The organism is Psychrosphaera sp. 1_MG-2023 (assembly GCF_030548245.1).
In the GTDB taxonomy this organism is placed as follows: Bacteria; Pseudomonadota; Gammaproteobacteria; order Enterobacterales; family Alteromonadaceae; genus Psychrosphaera; species Psychrosphaera algicola.
The window spans coordinates 34,713-57,084 of the sequence record NZ_JAUORW010000016.1 but is presented as its reverse complement, the minus strand read 5'-3'; the positions used below and the strand labels follow the sequence as shown (position 1 = coordinate 57,084).

The following is a 22,372-nucleotide window of genomic DNA, read 5'->3' as shown; positions in this document are numbered from 1 at the left end:
CTGATTGCCCTATTGACTTACATTACTGCTGGATTTTACGAACCAAAATCACCCAGTCTTTATCTGGATTGTTTGGTGCAGCGCCTAAATCTTTTTGATGTCGAACCCAAAAGTGTTTAAATGGCTCGTTTTGTAACAATTGAGTTACTGAGCCTTGTTGTAATTCACCACCGTTTCTTGGGTCATACCATGACACACTATAATTCGCAGGCTCCCCGGGTAATTTAAGCGAAACACCTGCTGAAGCATCTTTGGTGTAAACAACATAAAATTCATTATCTTTGGCTAACACCCAAGCGTTTGTAGCCCAATCATCTTTGTTGACGGCATTAGGTAAATCTAAATTGGTGATGTTAAAAAAGTCGATAGCGTGTTTGGCTTGCGACCAAAAGTTATCTCTGGTTCGCCAATCTTGCGCGGTTAAATCCGAGTGTTTATTTTTATAACCAAAGTACCATTCAGTGCCCCACGCGCCTGCGGTTAATGCGCCCCATAAACCATTTGAACGCGCATCAAAATGTTCAGGGTTTAGTGCATCAGAACGCAAAGCGTATTCAGCGTCGCCGGGCTCATCTACTGCGATAGCCAATGGTCGGCCATTATTAACAGGCCAATCTCTGAGACGTTTAACCGCACCATGAATTTGTGAAAAATCGGGTGAGGAAGTTTGCACTGAAGCGCCTGTATATTGGCTGTTGTTGGCTGCTATATCATGAAAGTATTGACCATTGTGTATGACTCTGTGGTGTTGATACGGATCGGTTTGTTTAAAGTACTCAGCCATTGCCAACCGCTGGATGGTGGTTTGTGGTGGTGTTGGCGGATTAGGATGCCATTCACCATTTTCTTCCCCTAAATTCCAGTTAAGCGCTAAGTGATGTCCAAAGCGTGCTATTAGTTCGCGGTAATAAAGCTTGCGTTCAAGTCCCAATCCACCATTGTCTAATAGACCCTGATTTTCCACTTCTTGTGTCTTAAAGTGTAAAAACAGACCTAACGATTGAGCATGTTCAAACACCATTTCCCACTGCGCCAATTTCGACACATCAAAGCGTAAAAAATCTTTATTATCGACATAAGGAAATACATTTTGATCGTCGCCAACAATATTAAGCGTTAAGAATGAAATCGAGTTCATGCCTTTGCTGGCAATATAATTCAGTGCGCCGATCAGCCCTTTGCCTTTTTCAGATTTGAACGTAGGGTCCCCCTTTTGCCAGTCTCGAACATGAGGTTGCCAGGTTTTGACTAAATTATCTTTAAACCCATCGTTTTTAAATCCGCCATCAAAATCAGCGTACGACAGCAAATTTTCAGGAGAGTCCGGTCCTGCTTTTATAAAATATCCACCTTGATCCGCAAACCTTAAATAGGGCTTATTAACATATTGAAGACGGCCGTATGCTCTAAAATCTGGACCTCGTTTGTCCGTGGCATTTACTTCAAATGAGCCAGATTGCCCATCCATAAAACCAGCACTCAATCCTGTTTTATTGGTTTTCGCAACGGCAACATAATTACCTTTAATAAAGCTCGCCTTCCAATTCCATAGCCCTATTTCATCTGGACTGAAGTGCACACGCCACTTATTGCCTGAATCAGCACTGGTATTTTCCGCATTCCCATCTGCGGCAAAATACCCGGGAACGAGGTAAGTAGCTTTGGTCTTTGAATGGGTAAACAATACGTTCAATTTATAGTTAATAAACGGATTGTAGTTATCCTGTTCCGATACATTTGGCCCAGCAAATTCAAGAGTGATCTTGTGCCATTTTTTCAGCTCACCTTGAACTGAAACTGGGACTTGAGCGATGGAACAAAAAGAAAATAACGCTAATAAACCATACAAACTCATCGATAGTGTCATGTTGCGAAACATAGAAAACGCCTTTAACTTAGTTATTCAAGCTTTACTCTAAACCCGCTGCCCAGCGAGTGCCTTTTGCCAGAATCGACATAAAGGTAGTGTCTTGGAATGCCGTCGAATCATGTCCAAGGGTCGTATGAAATACTCGGCCCTTATGGTATTTAATGGTCATAAAGACGGGTTCATTCCGTCCAAAACCATTAAATTTTTTATCGTCGTAAGCCGTGGCTAATATGGTTAAATTTTCCGCAGGACCTCGCAACCGGTTATATAACTCGTCTTTACTGTGACGCCAACTCGTTGGTAAATCTTGCATAATTGGGTGGTTTTTGTTTCTCACTTGAATATCAAACTCATGTTGATGCCCATGACCTCCGCCATTACCCGGTGTCATATCCCTTCGTAATTCGCCAGCGTCGTCGAAATAGAGGTAAGGGCCATCTTTCTCAGTACGACCACCCCAACCACCTAACCCAATCATTTTGTTATATTCAACCCATTGAGGAAACGAATTGTTGGCCGCGTGAACAGTGACAAAACCACCGCCATTTTTCATATATTGCTCAAACGCTAATTGTGTTGATTCTGGCCAAGGCGCTGCTTGCCAACCAAAATTGGAAATCACAACATCATAGTTTAAAAACGTTGGACTGAATGTAGGATCATGTTTAGGTTGTTTAGAAGCTTGATGTGTTCTGCCATCTTGAGCTGGAAATTGGGTTATTAAGTCTTTTCCCATCCAAGTGAATTGGGTGCGATAAATATCAACCTCGAATTGCCCAATGCTCTCCAAGTACACTTTCATCATCTGGGTTGTTTTTGGCCAGATAGCATGGTTATTTTGGCCATCAATAATCAGTACCTTTAGCTTAGGTTCAGCTTTATTAATCACCGAGCAACTAAGCAAAAAATAACATAGCACTAAAGGCATTAATTTTAGTTTCATCACGGCTTTTACTTACGTAGCTGATTCAGGGTGTAATACACTTTTTCCACACTCACAGACCGTCCTTTGACGTCTCTTAAACCGGGAAAATCAATTTGTATAACTTTATCGCTTGCCAAAGGCATCTGAACATAGATTGTTTTGTGGTCTTCAGACAAGGTAACCTTATTAATGGTTAAAGAGGTTAAATCCACCTTAGGGGAACCATAGTTACTAGAATAATGGTAATGCCAAGATTGGGCACTGAGACTTTTAGCGGTTACAGACTCAGGGTTTAGCGCTTCAGTATAGGTTAGTTTAAAGCCCTTTTTCGTGAGTTTGATGTCCAGCAATTCAAATGGATTTGTTCCGTCCCATACCACTTTTTCCAAGCCAAATGGTTTACCACCTTGAGCGCCCCAACCTCGTGCAGTTTGTCCTATCCATAACTGACCATGAATATCAAACTCAGCCCTTATATTGCCACTTTGAAATTTGTTCATGAAGTTAATAACAGCTCCTTGATATTGGCCGTTCACTTCATCTAATAAGACTCGAAATACATTTGATTGGGTTTGGTCACCTATAAATATTTGCCCTTCAAACGGGCCAAATTTTCCTTCAGTGGTGTTCCACTCTGGATTGCCTGGTGAGTTGGCGACTTCAACATGAGGTATCCAAACCACTGGCTTTTCACTCATAGCGCTTAGTGTGTCTAAGGGTAATGCTTTTACACGCTCTTGAGTAAATCCGTCGATTTCAATTAACGATACGGGGTGACCATAAAACTTATCTTGTTTTAATAAATGCATTTTAGAGGTTGGTACCCAATCCCCTTGATTATCCGTAAAAAACACTTCCCCTTGAGGGCTAGCACCTATACCCGCAGGCGAGCGTAAACCGTGAGCATAAGGCGTATATTTCCCTTCCTTGTCTACTTTAAAAGCAAAACCTCGATTCCCGCCTGTCGTCCCCATCGCGCCCATTCTGAAAGCATCAGGGTGATTATGACTTAGGTTCAAAGTGCCGTATAAATTCCCTTGTTTATCTTTTACTGGACCAAAGGTAAATTCATGATAGTTGTCGTGAAACGTCCATTGGTTCGCTACTGGTATATAACTGTCAGCAACACCATCATCATTAGCATCAACTAAGCGAGTTAGCTCTGGTTTTTGTGCAACGAGAATAGAACCATCTTCATCCACTAATAGCCCCGTTGGTTCATGCAAACCTTCCGCAAATTTAGACCAACTATTATTTTTTAAATACCAAACTTCCCCCAATCGAGTTGCCACCCAAATGACACCTTCTTTGTCGCTGTCTAAACCGGTCGCGTGAAAACGAACATCTTTTGGCGTTTCAACGGTAATGATCTTGTAGCCGTCTGGTTTATAAGTATGTTCTGGTGCTTGCGCGGCATTCGCAGTGCCTATTGTCAAAACACTAGAGATAGCGAAAGCAGTTCTAAAAAATTGTTTTATGAATACGTTATTCATCTTAATTCAACCCCATTAGTTATTGTTTTATGACTGCTTTTAGCAATACTTGTTGTTCTTTATTTGGCATTGCATCAAAACCGTTTTCTACTGTTTTACCGTTATGATCTTGCCACTGAATAGAGTCAACCTGAGGCAGTGATAAACGTAAGTTTTTATGACCCGTTAACTGCCAATAGAAAGAAATTTCCTTCGAGCTGTTGCTTTCTCCCCAGAATTGATAGGTTTCATTTTGTATTTGAAATTTAAAAACAGGAACGTCATTAAGGGTGGTATAGCCCAAATACTTACAAGAATGAGAAGGCTCAAATTTGATTTGTTTAGGATATTTAAAAACTAAATCACCAAGAGGTAAACTTGGGAAGTCACCGCGACCATCAATGTTTGGTCCTATATTCAACATATCACCCGACCAAAGGCCGACAATAGAGCAAGATTTAGTATTAAAAGCGTAATTTATTTTTGAAGGTAACCCTACCGAAATAGTATAGGGCGGTAGTTCATTGATTCGTTTTCGTTCAACAACGGCTTTATTCGACGCGGTTATCTCGTAGTTTTTTCCAGCCATGATTTGCTCTGCTCGACTAGATAAAGCAAACAATTTGATGGTCATATCTAGGTTAGTAACATAGACAATTAAATTTCGTTGACCGGGTTTTGACGTTCCAGAATGGTAAGTTACCTTAAGTCGTTGCTTGCCTCGTTTTAAACCCCAAGTTGGAAACCACGCCGTTCCGCCTTTATGCACTTGTAACCCATCAATAAATACATTGTATTCATGAGGGAAGCCCCATTGGAGCCAAAGTTGCGAATCCATATTTTTTGGGGCGTAAAAGTCACCCTCAAACTCTATGAAATAATGTTCAATTTCAGGAATCGAATAATCCGCAAAACCTTTAGGTAATGAGCCTGATTTCACTAATTTGTCGGCCGTTATTTCTTTATCGTGTTCGCCATTCAACTGATACAACTTGTAAGATAAGTTATCCCATCCCTCTCGCTTAGAAATGACATACGCGACTATCGATTCCAATTGCGACTCGGTAAATATTGCACCAAACGCTGGCATGCCCGCATTAGCAAAACCCGTTTTGACATTATGTAAGATGGCCTCGGGTTTATTACCATGAACCCATTCTGCATCTTTGAGATTAAAACCCGAAGCACCACTTAGATCCTTACTGTGACAAGAAGCACATACCTGCTCAAATAATTGCTGGCCTTGTTTGATCTCAATCGGCGACAAACTTTTTTGCGTGAGTCGCTGATTGACTTCGTTTGCCATCAAGTCACTCGATAAGATCAAAAGCAAAAGTACTAGGTTAAAAACGCCATTCTTCATTAAATATGACACTCCAAAAGGTTAATTACGCATACCAAGTTAAAATACATATTGATATTTAACGCCCCAAGTTTGACGCTCGCCGGGCACACCAACAGCAGTTTGATACTGCTCATCAAAAATATTTGTTAAATAAAAATCCAATAAATGCTTGTCATTGAGTTGCCAAAAAAGCGCTGCATGAAACGGAGAGTAAGCTGACAACTGTTCAACCGAAAATGTACCTGTATGCAAACTGGTTGCCGTCGTATCACTGATATAGGTTGTACTAATGGAGGTAGACAAATTTTTGTTGTATTGGTAGTTCATAGTTAACCCAGCCTGCCACTCTGGTCGGCCTGTTAATAATGCCCCTTCTTGGGTTTTAGTATGAACATAGGTGACGTGACCCGACATCGACAGCTGTGTTGTCAATTCGTGTTCGACAATAACTTCTGCACCAGCGCTGCGAATATTCGAACGATTGACTAAAGCGAACGTTTGCCCATCAAAATCGATTAGATTTTCATATTCATAACTAAAAATAGAGGCACTCAAGCTTGATGAGTTAACGAACCATTCAAGTCCTAAATCGGTGTTGAATGCTTCCTCTGGCTCAAGGTCCATGTTGCCGATTAAGTTATTACTTAGTGCATATAAACTGGGTTGTTTAAATGCAGTGCCAACATTTATATACCCTCTAATATTAGGACTCCAGTTATAATCAGCGCCTAACTTCCAAGTATTTATACTCTTAAATTCATTGCTATAGTCATGTCGAAAACTGGCAAATAAACTTGCACGGGCAATTTTCCAATGACTGTCTATAAAAGCCGCGAAGTTATCTCTTGTTATATCGTAAATGGTTGGCAGTTCAGTCCCAAACAGCAACATCTGCCCATCGGTTTTGCCTTGCTCGCTTTTAATGTCTATGCCAGCGGTGAGTGTATTACTTCCTAACAGTAACTGATTCAACCAGCGCACTTTAATGTACTCATATTCGTTTTGACTTTGCGATGGTGGCGCATTGTCATAAGGCTGTATGCCTGGTGAAGTAATATTATCTTCCGCTAAATAATATTCAGCTTGAACGCCCAATTGGTATTCGGGACTCACCTTCTGTGTATGACGCACCGCAGCAGTTATTGATTTACCATCTTTGTTTTCTTTGTCTGTATTTGCGGCATACATGGCGCCACCACTTTGGTCCGCATAACCTTGCTGACGATAACGACTGTGCCTTATGTTAAAACGCGTTGTAGAGTCATCAAGCAAGTTGACTTGATGATGAATGCTAAATTCTGCGGCCCTTAATTTGTTTCCGTTGGGCTGAACATCAGTGGTTGTGTAATTTGCCGAAAGCGCGCTGTTTTGGCCGCCAACTGCGATTGTCGCAATTTTTTTTCCGTGTTTTGAATAATGAAGGCCTACTGTGCGAACGTCATTAGATGGCTCAAAAGTAATTAAATTTATCACTCCGGCAATGGCATCGGAGCCATAAATTGAAGATTGAGCACCTTTAATGATCTCAATTCTTTGGATGATATTTTTGGAGACTGAATTTAAATCAAAACTACCACCACGGCTGTCCATTGGGTTATTGACTTGCACACCATCAATTTGCAAGATGACAAAATTGGTTTCGGCCCCTCGAAGGAAAATTTCTTGCACCATTCCAGACGATTTTGTTGTAATTCCAGGTACTTGCGCCAAAAGATCTAACGCTGACGTCCCCTGCATTTTATCGATTTGATGTTTCTCTAATACAAATGTCGAGCTAGGCATTTGATTCGACCGAACCGGATTAAAGTTAGCAAAAACTTCTATCGTTTCTATGTCATTTGGTTTGCCTTTTTCAGCACCCGTTGCTTGAGCAGAATACCCAGAACAACTTGTGACTACTAATAATATGGCTGTTATGTTACGCAATTCCAATCTACCTCAATACAATTGATTATTAACAAGTTTTTTTAATGACCAAAACACCAGCGACTTACACACGCTAATGTTTTCGTCACTGGCTTAGTGTTAATTTCGTTTATCGTTAAACCGTCGTTGGTATAAATTACGATTTACTTCGCTCGCCGCATCTACGAGCGGTTGATACGGAATGTCGGTCACCGAGACAAAACCGACGTTGTAATTTTCACCGTCAAGTGCTCGCCCAGTAAGTGGCGAGTCAATGTATTGGAACCAATGTGTGCCGACAAAATACGGGTTATCAATCGCACTGTTGACGTATTCAGCGTATTTTTTACCTCGATCTTTTTGGTCGCTTGCGTGAATGAGACCCGGATTGAGCAGGCCAGAATCTAAGGAACCATTATGAAATTCACCAATGATTGTTGGTTTATCAACTTCAGCTAGAAATTGCCAAAAATCATCATTTATCACTTCTTTGTAATAGTTATAACTTACGACATCCGCGATTTCAGCGGCTGCCTGACGTAACTCTGGTGTCATCCCCCAGTCGGCAAAACGCACGCCCATATATAAGTGATTTGGCATATGTTGTTCCATCGCCTGATTTACAATGACAAAATATTGTCGACCAAATTCGTACAACATCGTTGATAGGTCAGCAACAATATTATCCGTTAGCGTTTGTAACTCAACGCCACTATCAAACTCAGACCATGACTCAAAATTGGTTTGCCAACTTTGATTTAAGCCTTCAATTGTATTGTATTTTTGTTTCATCAAGCGGCTAAAATGGGCCTTACTTGGGCTGTTGTTACTATTCAGTGCCAACGCGCTCAATGGGATACCATATTGACTTTTGTGGCTTCCCATTTGTCCCCAACTCTTTTCATTATCGATAAACACACCAACACACCAGGGAGAGTTTTTGACCTCTTTCGCAATCTGCTCAACGGTAATAAAGGCGCGCGTTTTGAACTTTAGATCAAATGGGTCTGGTAGCGGCGACCAATAGTCATTGCCACTGCTAACCGTTTTAAAGTCACCAATTATCCATCCGTTGGCAAAGTACGGATATTCCGCCATGTCGTAAAAACTTGGGTCAATCCAGTTACCAAACGAGGTAAAGCCCCAATTTTGCATTCGTTTAATGGTGGTCTCGCGCCATGTACGTTCGACTTTATCCATGTCTTTCATTTGATATTTTCGACTTAAATTAGCTTGATAAAAACTGAAGGTTTCGCCCTTTTCAATTACGCCACTATGTACTTCACGACGGTATCCAAAGTATTGCCCTAACGTGGAATCATACTCAGGTAACCAAGTGAACATATTTGCTCTAAGGTCAGAAGTTCGTTTACGTGTAGGCCATGCTTTCGCAGGTGCCGTATTTAAACCAATTGAATCTTCTGGAGTTAAATCACCAGGGTCGCGAGGTTTAATGTGTGTTGGGTCGAAATCATAACCGGTAATTGTCGTGGTGTTTGCCATACGAACGTTGGCAATTCCGTTGGAATAAAATAAATAGCCTTGTGGGTCGACAAGAGTCCACTTGCCCTGATATTTATCCACTCGATAAAAACCTGTGGCAGGAAGTTTGGGGCCAGACTTCCAGCCATTAAATTTCGATCTATCGAAGTTTGCAGCTTTGTTAAGCCGTTCAATTTCTTGTTGTGATTTTTTTACTAACTCAACGTCTGTCGAAACTTTATTGGCAAATTCAATTTTTGTGCTTTGACCGTACTTGTCTACTAAACCAACTAAGTAATCTTGATCAATCTGTTTGGGTTCGACTAATTCGACATTATCAAAATGCAAAATTTTATTTTCTGGAACACCAATCACTTTAAAAGAAATACTGGCTACATCCGTTAAATCAATATTCTTTGAACCATACCGCCAAATTATTGGTTTATATTTATCTTGCCAACTAAATGGGTTGCTACGAATACCGGTTTCAATGTTTAAGTCAATTCCGGCAAGTTCCATTACGTATTTGTCTGATGAATTAGCAGGTACCACAAAGCTACGGTTATGCCTCGAACCATGGGAGTCTTTAACAGTCACGTATAAATGTACCGACGAGTTTTCTGAGTTACTGATATCTAGCGCGACACCAAATGCATTAAACTTTGACCAATTCCATTTTTCAGTAGGGACAAATTCCACCATTGACTCATGGTTATGAGCACTTAAAAATTCAATCTTAGCTGCCTGACTATGATTTATATGGCTTAGTGTCGCCAAAGCGTTGTTTAATTTTAATTGTCTAAGTTCTGCATCTGACTCAAAATTAAACAGGGTTTGCGCAGGCTTTGGCTCAACGGAGTCTTGATGTTTACTTTGACCGCAACCAGTTAATAATATAGGAATAGCGATCAGGGCAAATGCAACTATAGAAATGTTTGTCGGTGTCTTGTTAATGTTCATTTTTGTGTTCTTCTTGCTGAATTCCAAGCTGGTTACCGGCTATTTTTCGTTAAACCAATTAATTAATTTTTGGAGATGTACGGAAGAACTCAAAACCAAATGACTAACTTGCAATAAACCTGATTGATGACACTTCTCTAGTTTTTCACCGGTAAGTGCAGTCAGTTTTTCCTGATCAAATACGTATAATCCCGTCAAGCTAGTTTTTTGATCATTAGGTAAATCAATGTCGAGAGAAACTTGTTCTAACAATTCTAAATCAGCGGCAAGCTGCAACAAATCTGCACTGTACTTACTACCACCCATTAATTGGGCAAATGTTGTTTCAATTCTTTTATAGTAATCCGTCGCGTTGCCATCGTCTTCAAATAAGCTTTGCCCGTCATTTTCATTGACCATGGCGCTGTTAAGATCGATTGCAATTGAACCTTTAGCTGGCTTGCTAGGGTCGGGAATAAATGCGTGGAATGGTTTACGTAAAATATCTAGTGGCAGAAATTTCGCCCGCCATTTTTCACCGTCTAAATAGAGGTTTTCACCACTATGTAACCCTAAAATAGCGGTTAATTGATACTGCTGTGTTTGCTGGCTTTTGCTAATAAATATAGGGTATTCATGAACTAAAGTACTAAGTTCACCTGCCACGACAACACAGGCATTCACTTTGTTTTCAACTACATTAACTTGCTGCGTGTTAATTTTTAGATGTTTATGCGCTTCTGTATTAACTAATTCATATTGTTGTTTTGGCATTTTGATCTTTACTCACGTTTTATGAGATGACTTCATCTATTAAATTTATATTCTTTTATACACCCTTTTACAATTGTTAACAATTATCAATCTACATTAAATTAATTTTACCCAATAAAAAAGCCGGCAAGCCGGCTTTTATTATCAAATTTAATTAACTACGAACAATTAAGGTACGCGGTCAATCTTAATATTATCAATAATGTATTTAGCGCCAACCCCTTTTAAAACAAAGGTTGCGGTAACATTATCGCTGTTCCAATCAGTATTAGCACCAAAGCCGAACCAATGGGTAGTTTCATCCGCAATACCTTGAACTTGGCCAAAGCCTGCACCATTCCATATCGTATTGTTTAGAGTAAAGTTTAAGTCATTGTCACCATTAGCAAATACTACATCTAATGTGTAACCGCCCCACTGGTTAATATTTGGATCAGTTGCTGCTGCTTTATTTTCCTCAAAGTTCACATACTGAATATCAAAAGTGACTCGATATTTACCACCAGAAACAATTGCTCCATTGGGAACTGCAAATTCTACTTTAACTCCGCTAGCATCGGCGCCAGTTGTATCCACATATAGAACTTTGTTATCCGCATTATTTGCGTCCGTTTGAACTTCAACTGTTCCACCACCTGAAGTCGTTGGAGCATAATCTGCGGCTTCAAATGTACCTTCGTGATTATTGAGTAAATCAACACCTTCTAAATTATCATAACGGACCATATTAAAGTCATCAAAGACTGGCATGCCGTCATTACCCATCCATGCGCTCATGATAAACATTTGTAATTGATCACCAATTTCATTTGGTTTTTCACCGGCAGCATTGGCTGTCGCTAAATATCCACTACTGGTATCATAATTTATCATGAGTGGACGCCAAGTCCCATTAGCTGGATGCCAAGGGCGAGTACCTACCCAGAAGTCATGTCCACCATTCGGGTCATTACTGATCATCATGTATGGCGATGCATCACCCGCACCTACATAAGCATTGTAACTAAAGTAATACTTTTGATCCGCGGCTAAATCAGGGAAATACTGAGCGCCAATAGTGACATAACAAGGATTACCCAACATCTGCATAGAATGTTCACCGTTGGCAACGATTGAGTTTGTAAATTCAATACCTGCAGGACAGTTAAACAAACTAAATCCAGTCCCACCATTTTCAAAACCTACGTCTGCGCCTAACGCTTTAAATAAGTTCGACTCAACGCCATCAACAGTCAGAGCTAACTCTGGAGTACCGTCAGACATGTTGCCATTGGAATCCGATACTTTATAAGTAAAAACAAAGTCTTTAAATGAATTAGCCGCGATATCGTCATAAAATGCATTAGGGTTAAACGTTAATGTTGTGCCTTCAAATTTAACACCAAATGGTAATTCCGCAGAACCGTCTAACATAACGTCACTAATTACGATGTCATCACCTTCACGCTCTTCTATCTCATCCGCTAGGTTGTAAACTTTTAAACCGTCGGTTTCGTCAAACTTATCAGTTTTAAAGTAGTTTAAAACTAATGGTGCGCCACTGATATCTTGTACACCTAGTACATTAATCGTTAAATTACGCGTAAGGTCAAAACGATGATCACTTACTGTATAAGTAAAGTTAAATGTCACTTTTTGGCCATCAGGAATACTACTTTCAACTGCAGATATATCTACATCTAAATTACTGCCATTTATAGTAACAGGCAAATTATATGGGTTCGCTGCGTCAGCAACTAAGTTGCTTAACGTAAGTATTTCATTGTCAGCATCAGTAACATTTTTAAGCCCATCTAATACACTGGCACCAGCGTCTCGCGTGAAATTACCAAGTAACCCGCCGGTAATTTCAGGAGCAAAATCTTCCCCGGTAAAGTTAAAAGTTGCTGTACGAGGTGTTTTGTTTACGCCGTCAGTTATATTGTAAGTTAATACAACCGTGTGGGTTTCGTCAGTATCTAAATTAGGTGCGATATCCAAAGCTCTAACACCTACTTTATTTCCTTGAATTAAAATACCGTCAGAGCCGATATCTTCGGTTCTATCACCAGATGTGGTAATGGCTATATCCGTTACAGACAAATAATTACCATCGGCGTCTTTTGCAATGCTTTCACCAGTATTTTCACCCGTTATTGAACCTAATAAATTGTATTGTTTGAATACATTTTTTTCGTGAATATCAACAACAATATCACCACCGTGTGTCGGCGCGACTGAATTACCCATTGATTCTGGGTCGTATTCTGGATTTTCTACGTTACATCCAGCTAATGCTGCCAGTATTGAGCTAACTAATAAAACTCTATTTGTTTTTATTGTTTTCATTATTTTGTACCAAATTCTGTTTTTGCTTAGTGGCGGTGTAATACCGCCACAATCCGAACTACTTTTAGAAGTTAACGCGTAACCCTAAGCGGTATGTCGTACCAACTTTGTACTTAGTATAAGTACGATGTGTTGGTGCATCCCCCTCAAGTGGATTACCTTCTTCTAACGCAACAAAGTCGTAACCTGCTGCATTGTCTGCCGCGACTCGTACAACATTTAACGTACGGCTAGTAAAGTAGGTGCGGTATGCTTCATCAGTTAAGTTAATTGCTTGGAATGTCAACGACATGTTTTCACTTACTTGCCAAGAAGCTGACAAATCAAGTGTCGTACGACCTTCATTCCAAATTGAACCTTGGTTCCAGCTACGACCGTATTGGCCATTCGCCCAATCTTTACCCACTAATGAATCAGAGGTTCCGCGCATGCTTAAACGTATTTGATTACCATTTTGTTCCCAGAACGCGGTAAAGTTATAACTGTGCTCTGGAGTATCTGCTACTGGGAATGACGGTAGTAACAGGTTTGGATTGATTGATGAATACTCTGATTCATATTCACTTTGTTGATAAGTATAATTTGCATTAATACCTAAGCCACCGAAAACTCCAGGTAGGAAGTCGTAGGTATCCATGTAGCCGACTTCTACGCCTTCAATTGTCGCGTCTTTTGCATTAACAGTTTTTGTCACTGTCATATTTGCACAGTTGTCACTTGCATCACCGCTAAACGTTGTTGGGTCACTCGCTAGGTAACCGAATTCAGTCGTCGCTCTAATTGGGTGACATTCAGCAATGTCAGCTTCATTTTGCAAGATTAATTCATCACCACTTTCTGGTGCGTCTTCAGGGTCTCTGACACTGTAAATTGGCGACAAAGTAGTTTCACGATCTGTGAAGTTAGACATGTCTTTTTTGTAATATGCAAGACTTAACATACCCGTTTCACTGAAATACCATTCTAGTGATAAGTCCAAATTATTAGACTCTAATGGCTCTAATTGCGTGTTATACATATCAACACGACCTACATTAGTATTACCACTGCCCCAATAACCAGCTTCTGTCACTTTATAACCTGGACGTAACAAATCTATTTCTGGACGTGTCATGGTTTTAGACAAAGCTAAACGACCAACAAGATCATCAGAGAATGCATAGTTTAAATTTAAACTAGGTAAAACATTCGTATATTTATGAGTTTTATATGCTGGTGTTGATGCAACTTGATTATTAGTCGATGTTTCCCAAGAGTAATTAGTAATTACGCCTGTGGATTCTCCGTTCCATGCAGGTAGATTGTCCCAGCCATAGGTACGGCCAGTACCTATATCAGCATAACGCCACATACTTTGCCATAACAAACTATAGTCAGCCAGTGTAGGTATTGCACCGTTTCCAGCTCGATAATCATTTAATGCATCTGCGTAATTAGCAAATAATGGATCGTGACAAGGCCCTTGGTCTTCAATACGAGTCCAAGTCGATGGATCAGGACCGGCACTTGTATCCCAACCAGTTCCATCTACACGTTGATATTTTAATTCATAATCTTGAGCAACGCCATCATCACCTAAATTAACAGCTCGACACTCAGGTAGACTTCTATCAGCCAATTCACCTAAAGTATGGCGGTCAATGTCACGCTCTAAATCTGAACCACCTTGTTCATAATAACTCATACCTGAGTAACCAATAGCCTCAACTTCAGTTTCAACATAACGAACACCAATATCACCAGTTAACTGGCCATCAAGAAATTCAAAGTTTGTTTTGAAATAAAGGGCATTTGTATCAATATTGGTTTCACGAGAGGCAGTGTTGTCGACATTGCGAATCACATTTCCGTCGCCTAAAATCATCTCTTTAGCCATTTTGACATCAATAGGTGTCCAGCCAACTGTAGACCCTTCTCGTGCATATCCAAGTGATTCCATAAAGTCATCATACTCTATTGGGTCACCTGCGATTATATCACCGCGTATATCCGTTAATGCACCACCAAGCTCAACTGCTATCTCATTTGTGACAGGATCTCTGATGATCTCCGTAGCTTCCAAAGATTGGAAACTATAAGATTGATCATCAACATCTTTGTTACGTTTTGAAGTTTTAGCACCAAACTCAATAGTTGTAATGCCATAGTCATCTATATCCCAGTCGAAATCCACTTGAGCATTAGTAATAGTATCTTTAATATTACGATCATTTTCACGGATATAACCTAAATGGAAGGATGAAACATCTTGAGGGTTGAAACCTGTTAAGGCCACGTTATCGGCGCTACCTAGCACTCGAGCGCCGGTCTCAGGATCGGTATAAGCGTATAAATGGTCACCTAAATCAACAAACGAATCACCGTATACCATTGAGCATGTATCACCGCCCCCGGTACAATCAACACCGACCGGTTCAATATTTGCACCGGCATCCCATAATAGCTGACCAGGAACTTGATAATAGTTTTCCATAACCGTATAAGCATTTGGTAAACTTTCTGATTTACTTGATGAATAACCTACTTGCGCTTGTACGCGCAAATTATCGGTTAATTCAGTTTGAAAGTTTAACGTCGTGCTCAAGTTCTCATTGTCTTGACCACCGTCTGAACGGACCATATTACCGTTACCATAACGATTAACTCGTTTTGTCATGTCGTGCGTCGTTGTATCCACTTGGATCCAGTCAATTGGATCAGAATATGGATTTGGCGCTCTTACGAAACTTGTCGGTACTTGACCTTCAATCCAGTTAAGGTTATTCGAAAAGCTTTTTGCCTGTATCGCATCAAATGTTCTAACTGAATCTTGTTTACTATAAGTAACATCAAACATTAGTTCTGATGTGTCTGTTGGTAAAAACTGAATGCCTAATGAAGCCCCTTGGCGGTTGCTTTCATTTTGATGAAGTTCATAACTTGCAAAACTTGGTTCGATGGCTTTAACACCAGATATTACATTGCCATTTTGATCAACAGCTTGAGTATATTCTTGGGATTCGACAAAATTGCCTGCATTGTATTGGTCTTTACGATATGCATTTGTTTCATCGTACGCAGTAAGTGAAACACCTAATGTTTCATCTAAAAATTTTTCTGAAATTGAAAACTGTATCTTATGGTTTGCTTCATCTGAAAAATCATTGTATCGACCTTGAACCGTTAGAGAACGAATATCATCTATTTGGTTTAATGGACGTACGGTAACTAAATTGACACTCGCACCTAATGACCCCTCGTCGTGGTCGGCGCTTGGTGTTTTTACAACTTCTAATTTAGAAAGTATGTCGGCGGAGAACGAACTTAAATCCACAGCTTGAGAGAAATCCGTTGATGTTAATGCTTGACCATTAAGCGTAATATTATTTTGATTAGCATCAGCACCACGTACTGTAATTTGAGTACCTTCACCGTCGCTACTTACTACGGTAACACCAGTTACTCGGCCCAAAGCATCAGCAATGTTTTGGTCAGTAGATTTACCCACATCCTCAGCATTAATTGTGTCACGAACTCCCGAAGCAAATCGTTTATCATTTAGCGATTTCTTAAGACTTCCTCGAAAGCCCTTAACTTCAATGACCTCAACGTCTTCTTCTGCTTTGTTATTTTTATCGTTATCTTCAGCAATGACGTGTGAGGAATAACTTGTTGAAGCAAGCATCGCCATGTAGACAGCACTTAACTTAAAACTCGTCTTTAATTTTGACATTGTGTTTTCCCAGTTGATCTAGTTTTAATAGTTGTTGATTTTATCTCGCCCACCAACTACAGAGTTTGAATAAAATCTACACACACTTTAGATCTACCCAATTACTTATGTCAACAAGTTTTTGTTAACAATCTTCAATTAACTTTTTATATACGACATACGAAAGAAAGTCATTTTATAGTTTGAAGCATTTAGCCTCAATCTCTATTTCCATTCACTTTGCCGTTTATTATGGCATAACCTAACTCGCCCATTTGTTTGCTAGCGACGCGTACATAAACCTCACAAATATTTTGTTAACAATTTTCAATTATTACTATTTTGGCTCTTAAACGAGGGTAATTACCCCAGTAACAAAATGAAAACTAAGGCAATAAATTAATGATTCGCTGCCAAATAATTTTTTTAGATTAGTCGAAAGTAAAATATAAAGCACCACACTAGCGCTGAAATTGATTGATGAACTAAACAAAGCAAACGGACATGCAGGCAAGTGAACAAATCCAATAAGTTACTAACTTACGCATTCAACTATTAAACCTTTATTTAACGCTAAACAAGTAACGCGCAAAAGTATCAGTAATTAGCATTGCGATATTGTTAACTATAATGAACGTAATTTGACAATTCTTATCACCTTAACCTTTGATCAGTGGTTACTTATATATAGCTAATTCGTTTTACTGGCTAATTCAACAAAAAACACTGGTCTTTTGTAAACAATTAAACAATTGCATTTTATTGCGAAAACACTAAAATTACCGCCTTAACAACTGAGGAACCTCGATGGCCGTTACCAGAACTACAAAAATCCTTACCGTAAAAGACCAAATTGCCGATCAAATTCGTTCAGATATTATTTCAGGTGATTTATTACCAAACACAAAACTCAATGAAAAAGAACTTGCTGAACGCTTTGGTCTATCACGTGGGCCGATTCGTGATGTTATTTTACAATTAACAAAAGAAGGCCTTTTGATCTCTAAAAACAATTGCGGTGCTTCTGTAAATTGTATCCTCGAACCAAAATTACAAAAATTAATGATAAAGCTTAGACGCGAAATCGAAGTTTTTGCTTTGGAGCAAATCAAAGACAAATTGACTGAACGCGACTTTAATGCATTGGATAACATCCTAATTGCCTTGCAAGAAGCGTTAGAAAATGAAGATTATACGGCGGTAACCAAAATCGACATTTCATTCCATCACTACATTATAGAAAAAGCTGGCGGTGATGAACTTGTCAATATCTGGTATCCATATGTTATGCGTATGCGTTTAAATTACAAACGTATCGTAAATACTGAGCAATGCGTTAACGAACACAGAGCAATACTAAATGCCCTTAGAGAAGGGAATATTGCCCAGGCGATAAAGTCGACTAAAGCAAATATCAAATAGAAACGAAAAACCTTGTTGCACAAACAAGGTTTTTTTGTAACTATCAAATATTGTCAACAATTAACAACGCAGGTTTGAGTGTTGTTAATTGTGAATATATATTGCCTCAGTTATTGGAGTAAAAACGTGTTAAGACTCTCTCTATTTGCATTCACTTTGGTCAACTTGTTTGTTAGCTTAACCGCCTGGTCGAATGAACAAGCCCCAAGACCAAACATTATATTTATCTTAAGTGACGATGCGGGTTATGCTGACTTTGGTTTTCAAGGCAGCACCGAATTTAAAACACCAAACCTTGATAAGCTTGCAACTGAAAGCTTAAAATTTTCACAAGCATACACAACTGCAGCGGTTTGTGGCCCATCAAGAGCTGGTATTCTCACTGGTAAATACCAGCAACGTTTTGGTTTTGAAGAAAACAACGTCCCAGGCTATATGAGCCACAACGGCCTTATGGGAGAAAATATGGGATTGCCATTAAATGAAAAGACGATTGCTGATCACCTTAAAAACCAAGGTTACAACACTGCACTAATTGGCAAATGGCACCAGGGCGATGCAGACCGATTCCACCCAACTAAGCGCGGTTTTGACTATTTCTTTGGATTTCGTGGGGGATCTCGTAGCTATTGGGAATTAGACGAATTTCATCAAAGTATCCAGCCTCAAAACAAGCTGGAATTTGGCTTTGAGGTGTATCAAGAGAATCAGAAATACTTAACAGCTGCATTGGCAAACAATGCCGTAGAGTATATAAATCGTCAAAACCAACCCTTCTTTTTGTTTTTATCTTTTACCGCTGTCCATACTCCAATGGAAGCCGATCCTGAGGATTTAAAACAGTTTCCAAAATTAAGCGGCAAGCGCCAACAACTCGCCGCAATGACGTTAGCTATGGACCGAGAAATTGGCAAGGTGTTAAATGCCATCGACCTTAAAGGATTTTCAGACAATACTATCGTCATCTACACCAATGATAATGGCGGCCCATCAGATACAAATTTTTCTAATAATTATCCGTTAAGTGGTACCAAAGCAAATCATTTGGAAGGCGGTATACGTGTGCCATTCTTAATGCGCTGGCCACAGGTGACTGATGCTGGCGGCAATTTTGATAAGCCAATTAGTACTTTGGATTTAATGCCGACTTTTTATGAAATCGCGGGCGGCAATACTAAGGATTTAGGACCCATTGACGGCGTAAACCTAAAGCCCTACATCACAGGCGAGAATAAACAACGTCCACACCAAACCTTATATTGGAAAAAAGAAAATCGCGGTGCAATTCGAGATGGGGATTGGAAATTGCTTCGCTACCCAGACCGCCCAGCGGAGTTATACAACTTAAATAACGACGTTTCAGAGTCAAATAATTTAGCGAGCCAGCGGCCAGAGGTTGTAAAGCGGTTATACAAAAAGTTATTTAATTGGGAGCTAACGTTAGAACGACCGGCCTGGCAACTAAAGCGTGAATATGAAGGCTCCGCTATGGAACGAATGGATAAATTTAGAACCCATAAGCCGAACCGATAAACCAAGCACAACAAACGATTAATCAAAAAGACATAGAGAGTTCGAAGACAATGAAGATTTCAAAATTGTTAGTTTATCTTTTATTTATTGGAGCCTTTAGCTCAGTATTTGCTGATGAACGGCCTAACATCATAGTCATCCTTGCTGACGACTTAGGGTACAACGACGTAGGATTTACCGGCGAAACTCCAATTCAAACACCTAATATTGATGAACTTGCCGCCGGTGGCGTCATTTTTAAAAATGGCTATGTAACGCACCCATACTGTGGCCCTTCACGAGCCGGATTGCTTACAGGCCGCTATCAAGCCCGTTTTGGTATGGAAAATAACGTTACCTACACGCCATACGATCCTAATATGGGTTTGCCTTTAAGTGAAAAAACGTTTGCCAAACGTCTGCAGGATGTGGGTTATACCACAGCTGTTTTTGGCAAATGGCACCTAGGCGGTGCCGAGCATTTTCAACCTAATAGTCGTGGTTTCGATTACTTCTATGGTTTTTTAGATGGTGGCCATCATTACTATCCAGAGCAAACCACAATAAATTCAGACGGCTATGCCCTACCTATTATGCGGAATAAAGAAGTCGTGTCTTTTGATGAATATCTAACAACAGCCTTAAGCCGAGACGCCGCTAAATTTGTTGCTGATAATACAGATGCGCCTTTTTTAATGTACTTATCTTACAATGCGCCCCACGCGCCATTGCAAGCCCCAGCGGAAACCATAAAAAAGTACAGCCACTTAAAAAACAAAAACAGACAAATCTATGCTGCTATGGTTGACGAAATGGACCAAGGTATCGGCATGTTGATTGACTCACTAAAACAACAAGGAAAATACCAAAACACATTGATATTTTTCCTATCAGATAATGGTGGTTTGTATCCAGATACTTGGTGGCCAAGTTTTGATTGGGCCGACAACTCGCCATATCGCCACGGCAAAGTCGCACTGATGGAAGGGGGTGTTAAAGTCCCGTTCATCGCCCATTGGCCAGCCAAAATAGCAAAAGGCCAAACCTTTGATGGATTAGTGTCTTCTCTAGATCTAGCGGCAACGTCCGTGGCTTTAGCCAAAGCCGATGCTTCAGACGGTAAATTGGAAGGCGTCGACTTAACGCCGTATATGACCGGTAAAAAAACCGGAACCCCCAGAACTGCTTTATTTTGGCGTTTAGAAGAAGCTGATAACATTTGGGCTGTTCGCACTATGGAGTCAAAATATATGTATCAAGGACTTCCTGGTGTGAATCGCGCTTTTTTTGACATGAAAAACGATCCAACAGAGCAAAATAACATTGTTGATACTAACCTAGCAGAACAAGCCAAACTTGCTCAATTATGGAATGAATGGAACTCAGGAAATATCAATAACATCTTGTACCAACACAATGAATACAAACAGGCCATGTCGCAATTTTACCGTGCGTTATTTGAGAAAAATTTAAAAGAAGCAAAAGAGCGAGCGCCTTATACCATAAAGTAACTACCAATTAATGACTCACCAGTTAAGTAAGTCATTTTCTCAATAAGTCTGTTTTTTTATGATCAGACTTATTGTTTTAACCAGAGTTAATATTTTGACCACCAATTTTTAGAGCAATAAAAACTTGGATTTACAGAGTCTAACTTTACGCCCCTCCCCTCCAAAACCGCTAATTTGTTCAACAGCACCAAAATCTCCTAAGTAGCTAAATTAGTAGTGGAAATTTTAAGCTATTCGTTTTACCCTGAAATTGTCAACAATAAACAGTCATCAATAAGAGGCTATATGAAAAACCTTATTTTGCTTTCGGCATGCGCGGTTATCGCACCGCTCCAAGTAAACGATTGGAATGATTATCCCATTCCAGCGATACCACCTGATGGTATGATTTGGGAGTTATCTGATATGTCAGACGATTTCAATTACACCGCCCCCGCCAAAGGCAAAAGTGAAGAGTTTCATCAACGCTGGACTGAGGGCTTTATTAACGCCTGGAATGGCCCAGGTCTTACAGAATGGCATCCAGAATACTCTGAAGTTAAAAATGGATATTTAAGAATAACCACCGGTCGAAACGAAACAAACGGCAATGTTTTTGCCGGCAGTATTACTTCAAAACAATCCATCGAATACCCTGTCTATATGGAAGTCAGAGCTAAAATATCAAATATGGTTACCGCGTCTAACTTTTGGTTTTTAAGTAAAGACTCCACCCAGGAAATTGATGTCTTAGAGGCGTATGGCAGCGATAGAGCGGATCAAAAATGGTTCTCAGAACGATTACACTTAAGTCATCACGTATTTATTCGTAATCCGTTTCAAGACTACCAACCTAAAACGGATGATACCTGGTATGCACGAAACGGCATAAAGTGGAAAGATGATTTCCACACCGTTGGGGTTTATTGGCGCGATCCATGGCATTTAGAGTATTACGTAGACGGTAAGTTTATTAAGTCCAGTAGCGGTAAAGATATTATCGATCCTGTTAATTACACCGAAGGTTCGGGTCTTAATAAACCGATGCAAGCCATTATTAATACTGAGTCACATGACTGGCGTTCTGACATGGGCATTGCACCAACAGATGAAGAAATAAATGATCCTCAAAAAAATATCTATCTCATTGATTGGGTGCGTTTTTATAAACCCGTTCCCAAAACCTAATCTTACTCATGAACAATCAACACTTGCCA

13 protein-coding genes are annotated in these 22,372 nt (G+C 39.9%); 4 read left to right on the top strand and 9 right to left on the bottom strand.

What is annotated here, in order from left to right:
- Positions 1-22: 22 nt before the first annotated feature.
- From Q4575_RS15180 to Q4575_RS15140, 9 genes are all read right to left on the bottom strand, one after another.
- Positions 23-1,879 (bottom strand): DUF5060 domain-containing protein, encoded by a 1,857-nt coding sequence (locus Q4575_RS15180; RefSeq protein ID WP_303523406.1) that lies wholly within the window; start codon positions 1,877-1,879, stop codon positions 23-25.
- Between the two features lie 31 nt (positions 1,880-1,910).
- Positions 1,911-2,759 (bottom strand): ThuA domain-containing protein, encoded by an 849-nt coding sequence (locus Q4575_RS15175; protein WP_303523405.1) that lies wholly within the window; start codon positions 2,757-2,759, stop codon positions 1,911-1,913.
- A 62-nt stretch (positions 2,760-2,821) separates the two neighbouring features.
- Complete coding sequence (locus Q4575_RS15170) at positions 2,822-4,288, bottom strand: hypothetical protein (protein WP_303523404.1); 1,467 nt, start codon at positions 4,286-4,288, stop codon at positions 2,822-2,824.
- Positions 4,289-4,307: 19 nt separating this feature from the next.
- Positions 4,308-5,630, bottom strand: coding sequence for a cytochrome c (locus Q4575_RS15165; protein WP_215964893.1), 1,323 nt, complete (start codon positions 5,628-5,630; stop codon positions 4,308-4,310).
- A gap of 39 nt (positions 5,631-5,669) precedes the next feature.
- Positions 5,670-7,538 carry a TonB-dependent siderophore receptor gene (locus tag Q4575_RS15160; protein ID WP_303523403.1) on the bottom strand — a complete coding sequence of 623 codons (1,869 nt, stop codon included), beginning with the start codon at positions 7,536-7,538 and terminating at the stop codon, positions 5,670-5,672.
- Positions 7,539-7,637: 99 nt separating this feature from the next.
- On the bottom strand, positions 7,638-9,959 hold the full coding sequence (locus Q4575_RS15155; RefSeq protein ID WP_303523402.1) for a beta-galactosidase: 2,322 nt from the start codon (positions 9,957-9,959) through the stop codon (positions 7,638-7,640).
- Positions 9,960-9,998: 39 nt separating this feature from the next.
- Positions 9,999-10,712, bottom strand: a complete 714-nt coding sequence (locus tag Q4575_RS15150) for a SapC family protein (protein WP_215964890.1) — start codon at positions 10,710-10,712, stop codon at positions 9,999-10,001.
- A gap of 168 nt (positions 10,713-10,880) precedes the next feature.
- Positions 10,881-13,040, bottom strand: a complete 2,160-nt coding sequence (locus tag Q4575_RS15145; RefSeq protein ID WP_303523401.1) for a hypothetical protein — start codon at positions 13,038-13,040, stop codon at positions 10,881-10,883.
- 64 nt (positions 13,041-13,104) lie between these two features.
- Positions 13,105-16,752, bottom strand: a complete 3,648-nt coding sequence (locus Q4575_RS15140; RefSeq protein ID WP_303523400.1) for a TonB-dependent receptor — start codon at positions 16,750-16,752, stop codon at positions 13,105-13,107.
- A gap of 786 nt (positions 16,753-17,538) precedes the next feature.
- On the opposite strand from Q4575_RS15140, the gene Q4575_RS15135 reads away from it, so the two are divergent.
- From Q4575_RS15135 to Q4575_RS15120, 4 genes are all read left to right on the top strand, one after another.
- Positions 17,539-18,153, top strand: coding sequence for a GntR family transcriptional regulator (locus tag Q4575_RS15135; RefSeq protein WP_215964887.1), 615 nt, complete (start codon positions 17,539-17,541; stop codon positions 18,151-18,153).
- Between the two features lie 126 nt (positions 18,154-18,279).
- A complete protein-coding gene (locus tag Q4575_RS15130; protein WP_303523399.1) occupies positions 18,280-19,686 on the top strand; it encodes a sulfatase in 1,407 nt (468 codons plus the stop codon).
- A 50-nt stretch (positions 19,687-19,736) separates the two neighbouring features.
- Positions 19,737-21,176, top strand: a complete 1,440-nt coding sequence (locus Q4575_RS15125) for a sulfatase (RefSeq protein ID WP_303523398.1) — start codon at positions 19,737-19,739, stop codon at positions 21,174-21,176.
- 285 nt (positions 21,177-21,461) lie between these two features.
- Positions 21,462-22,343 (top strand): beta-agarase, encoded by an 882-nt coding sequence (locus tag Q4575_RS15120; RefSeq protein ID WP_303523397.1) that lies wholly within the window; start codon positions 21,462-21,464, stop codon positions 22,341-22,343.
- The last annotated feature ends 29 nt before the right edge of the window (positions 22,344-22,372 follow it).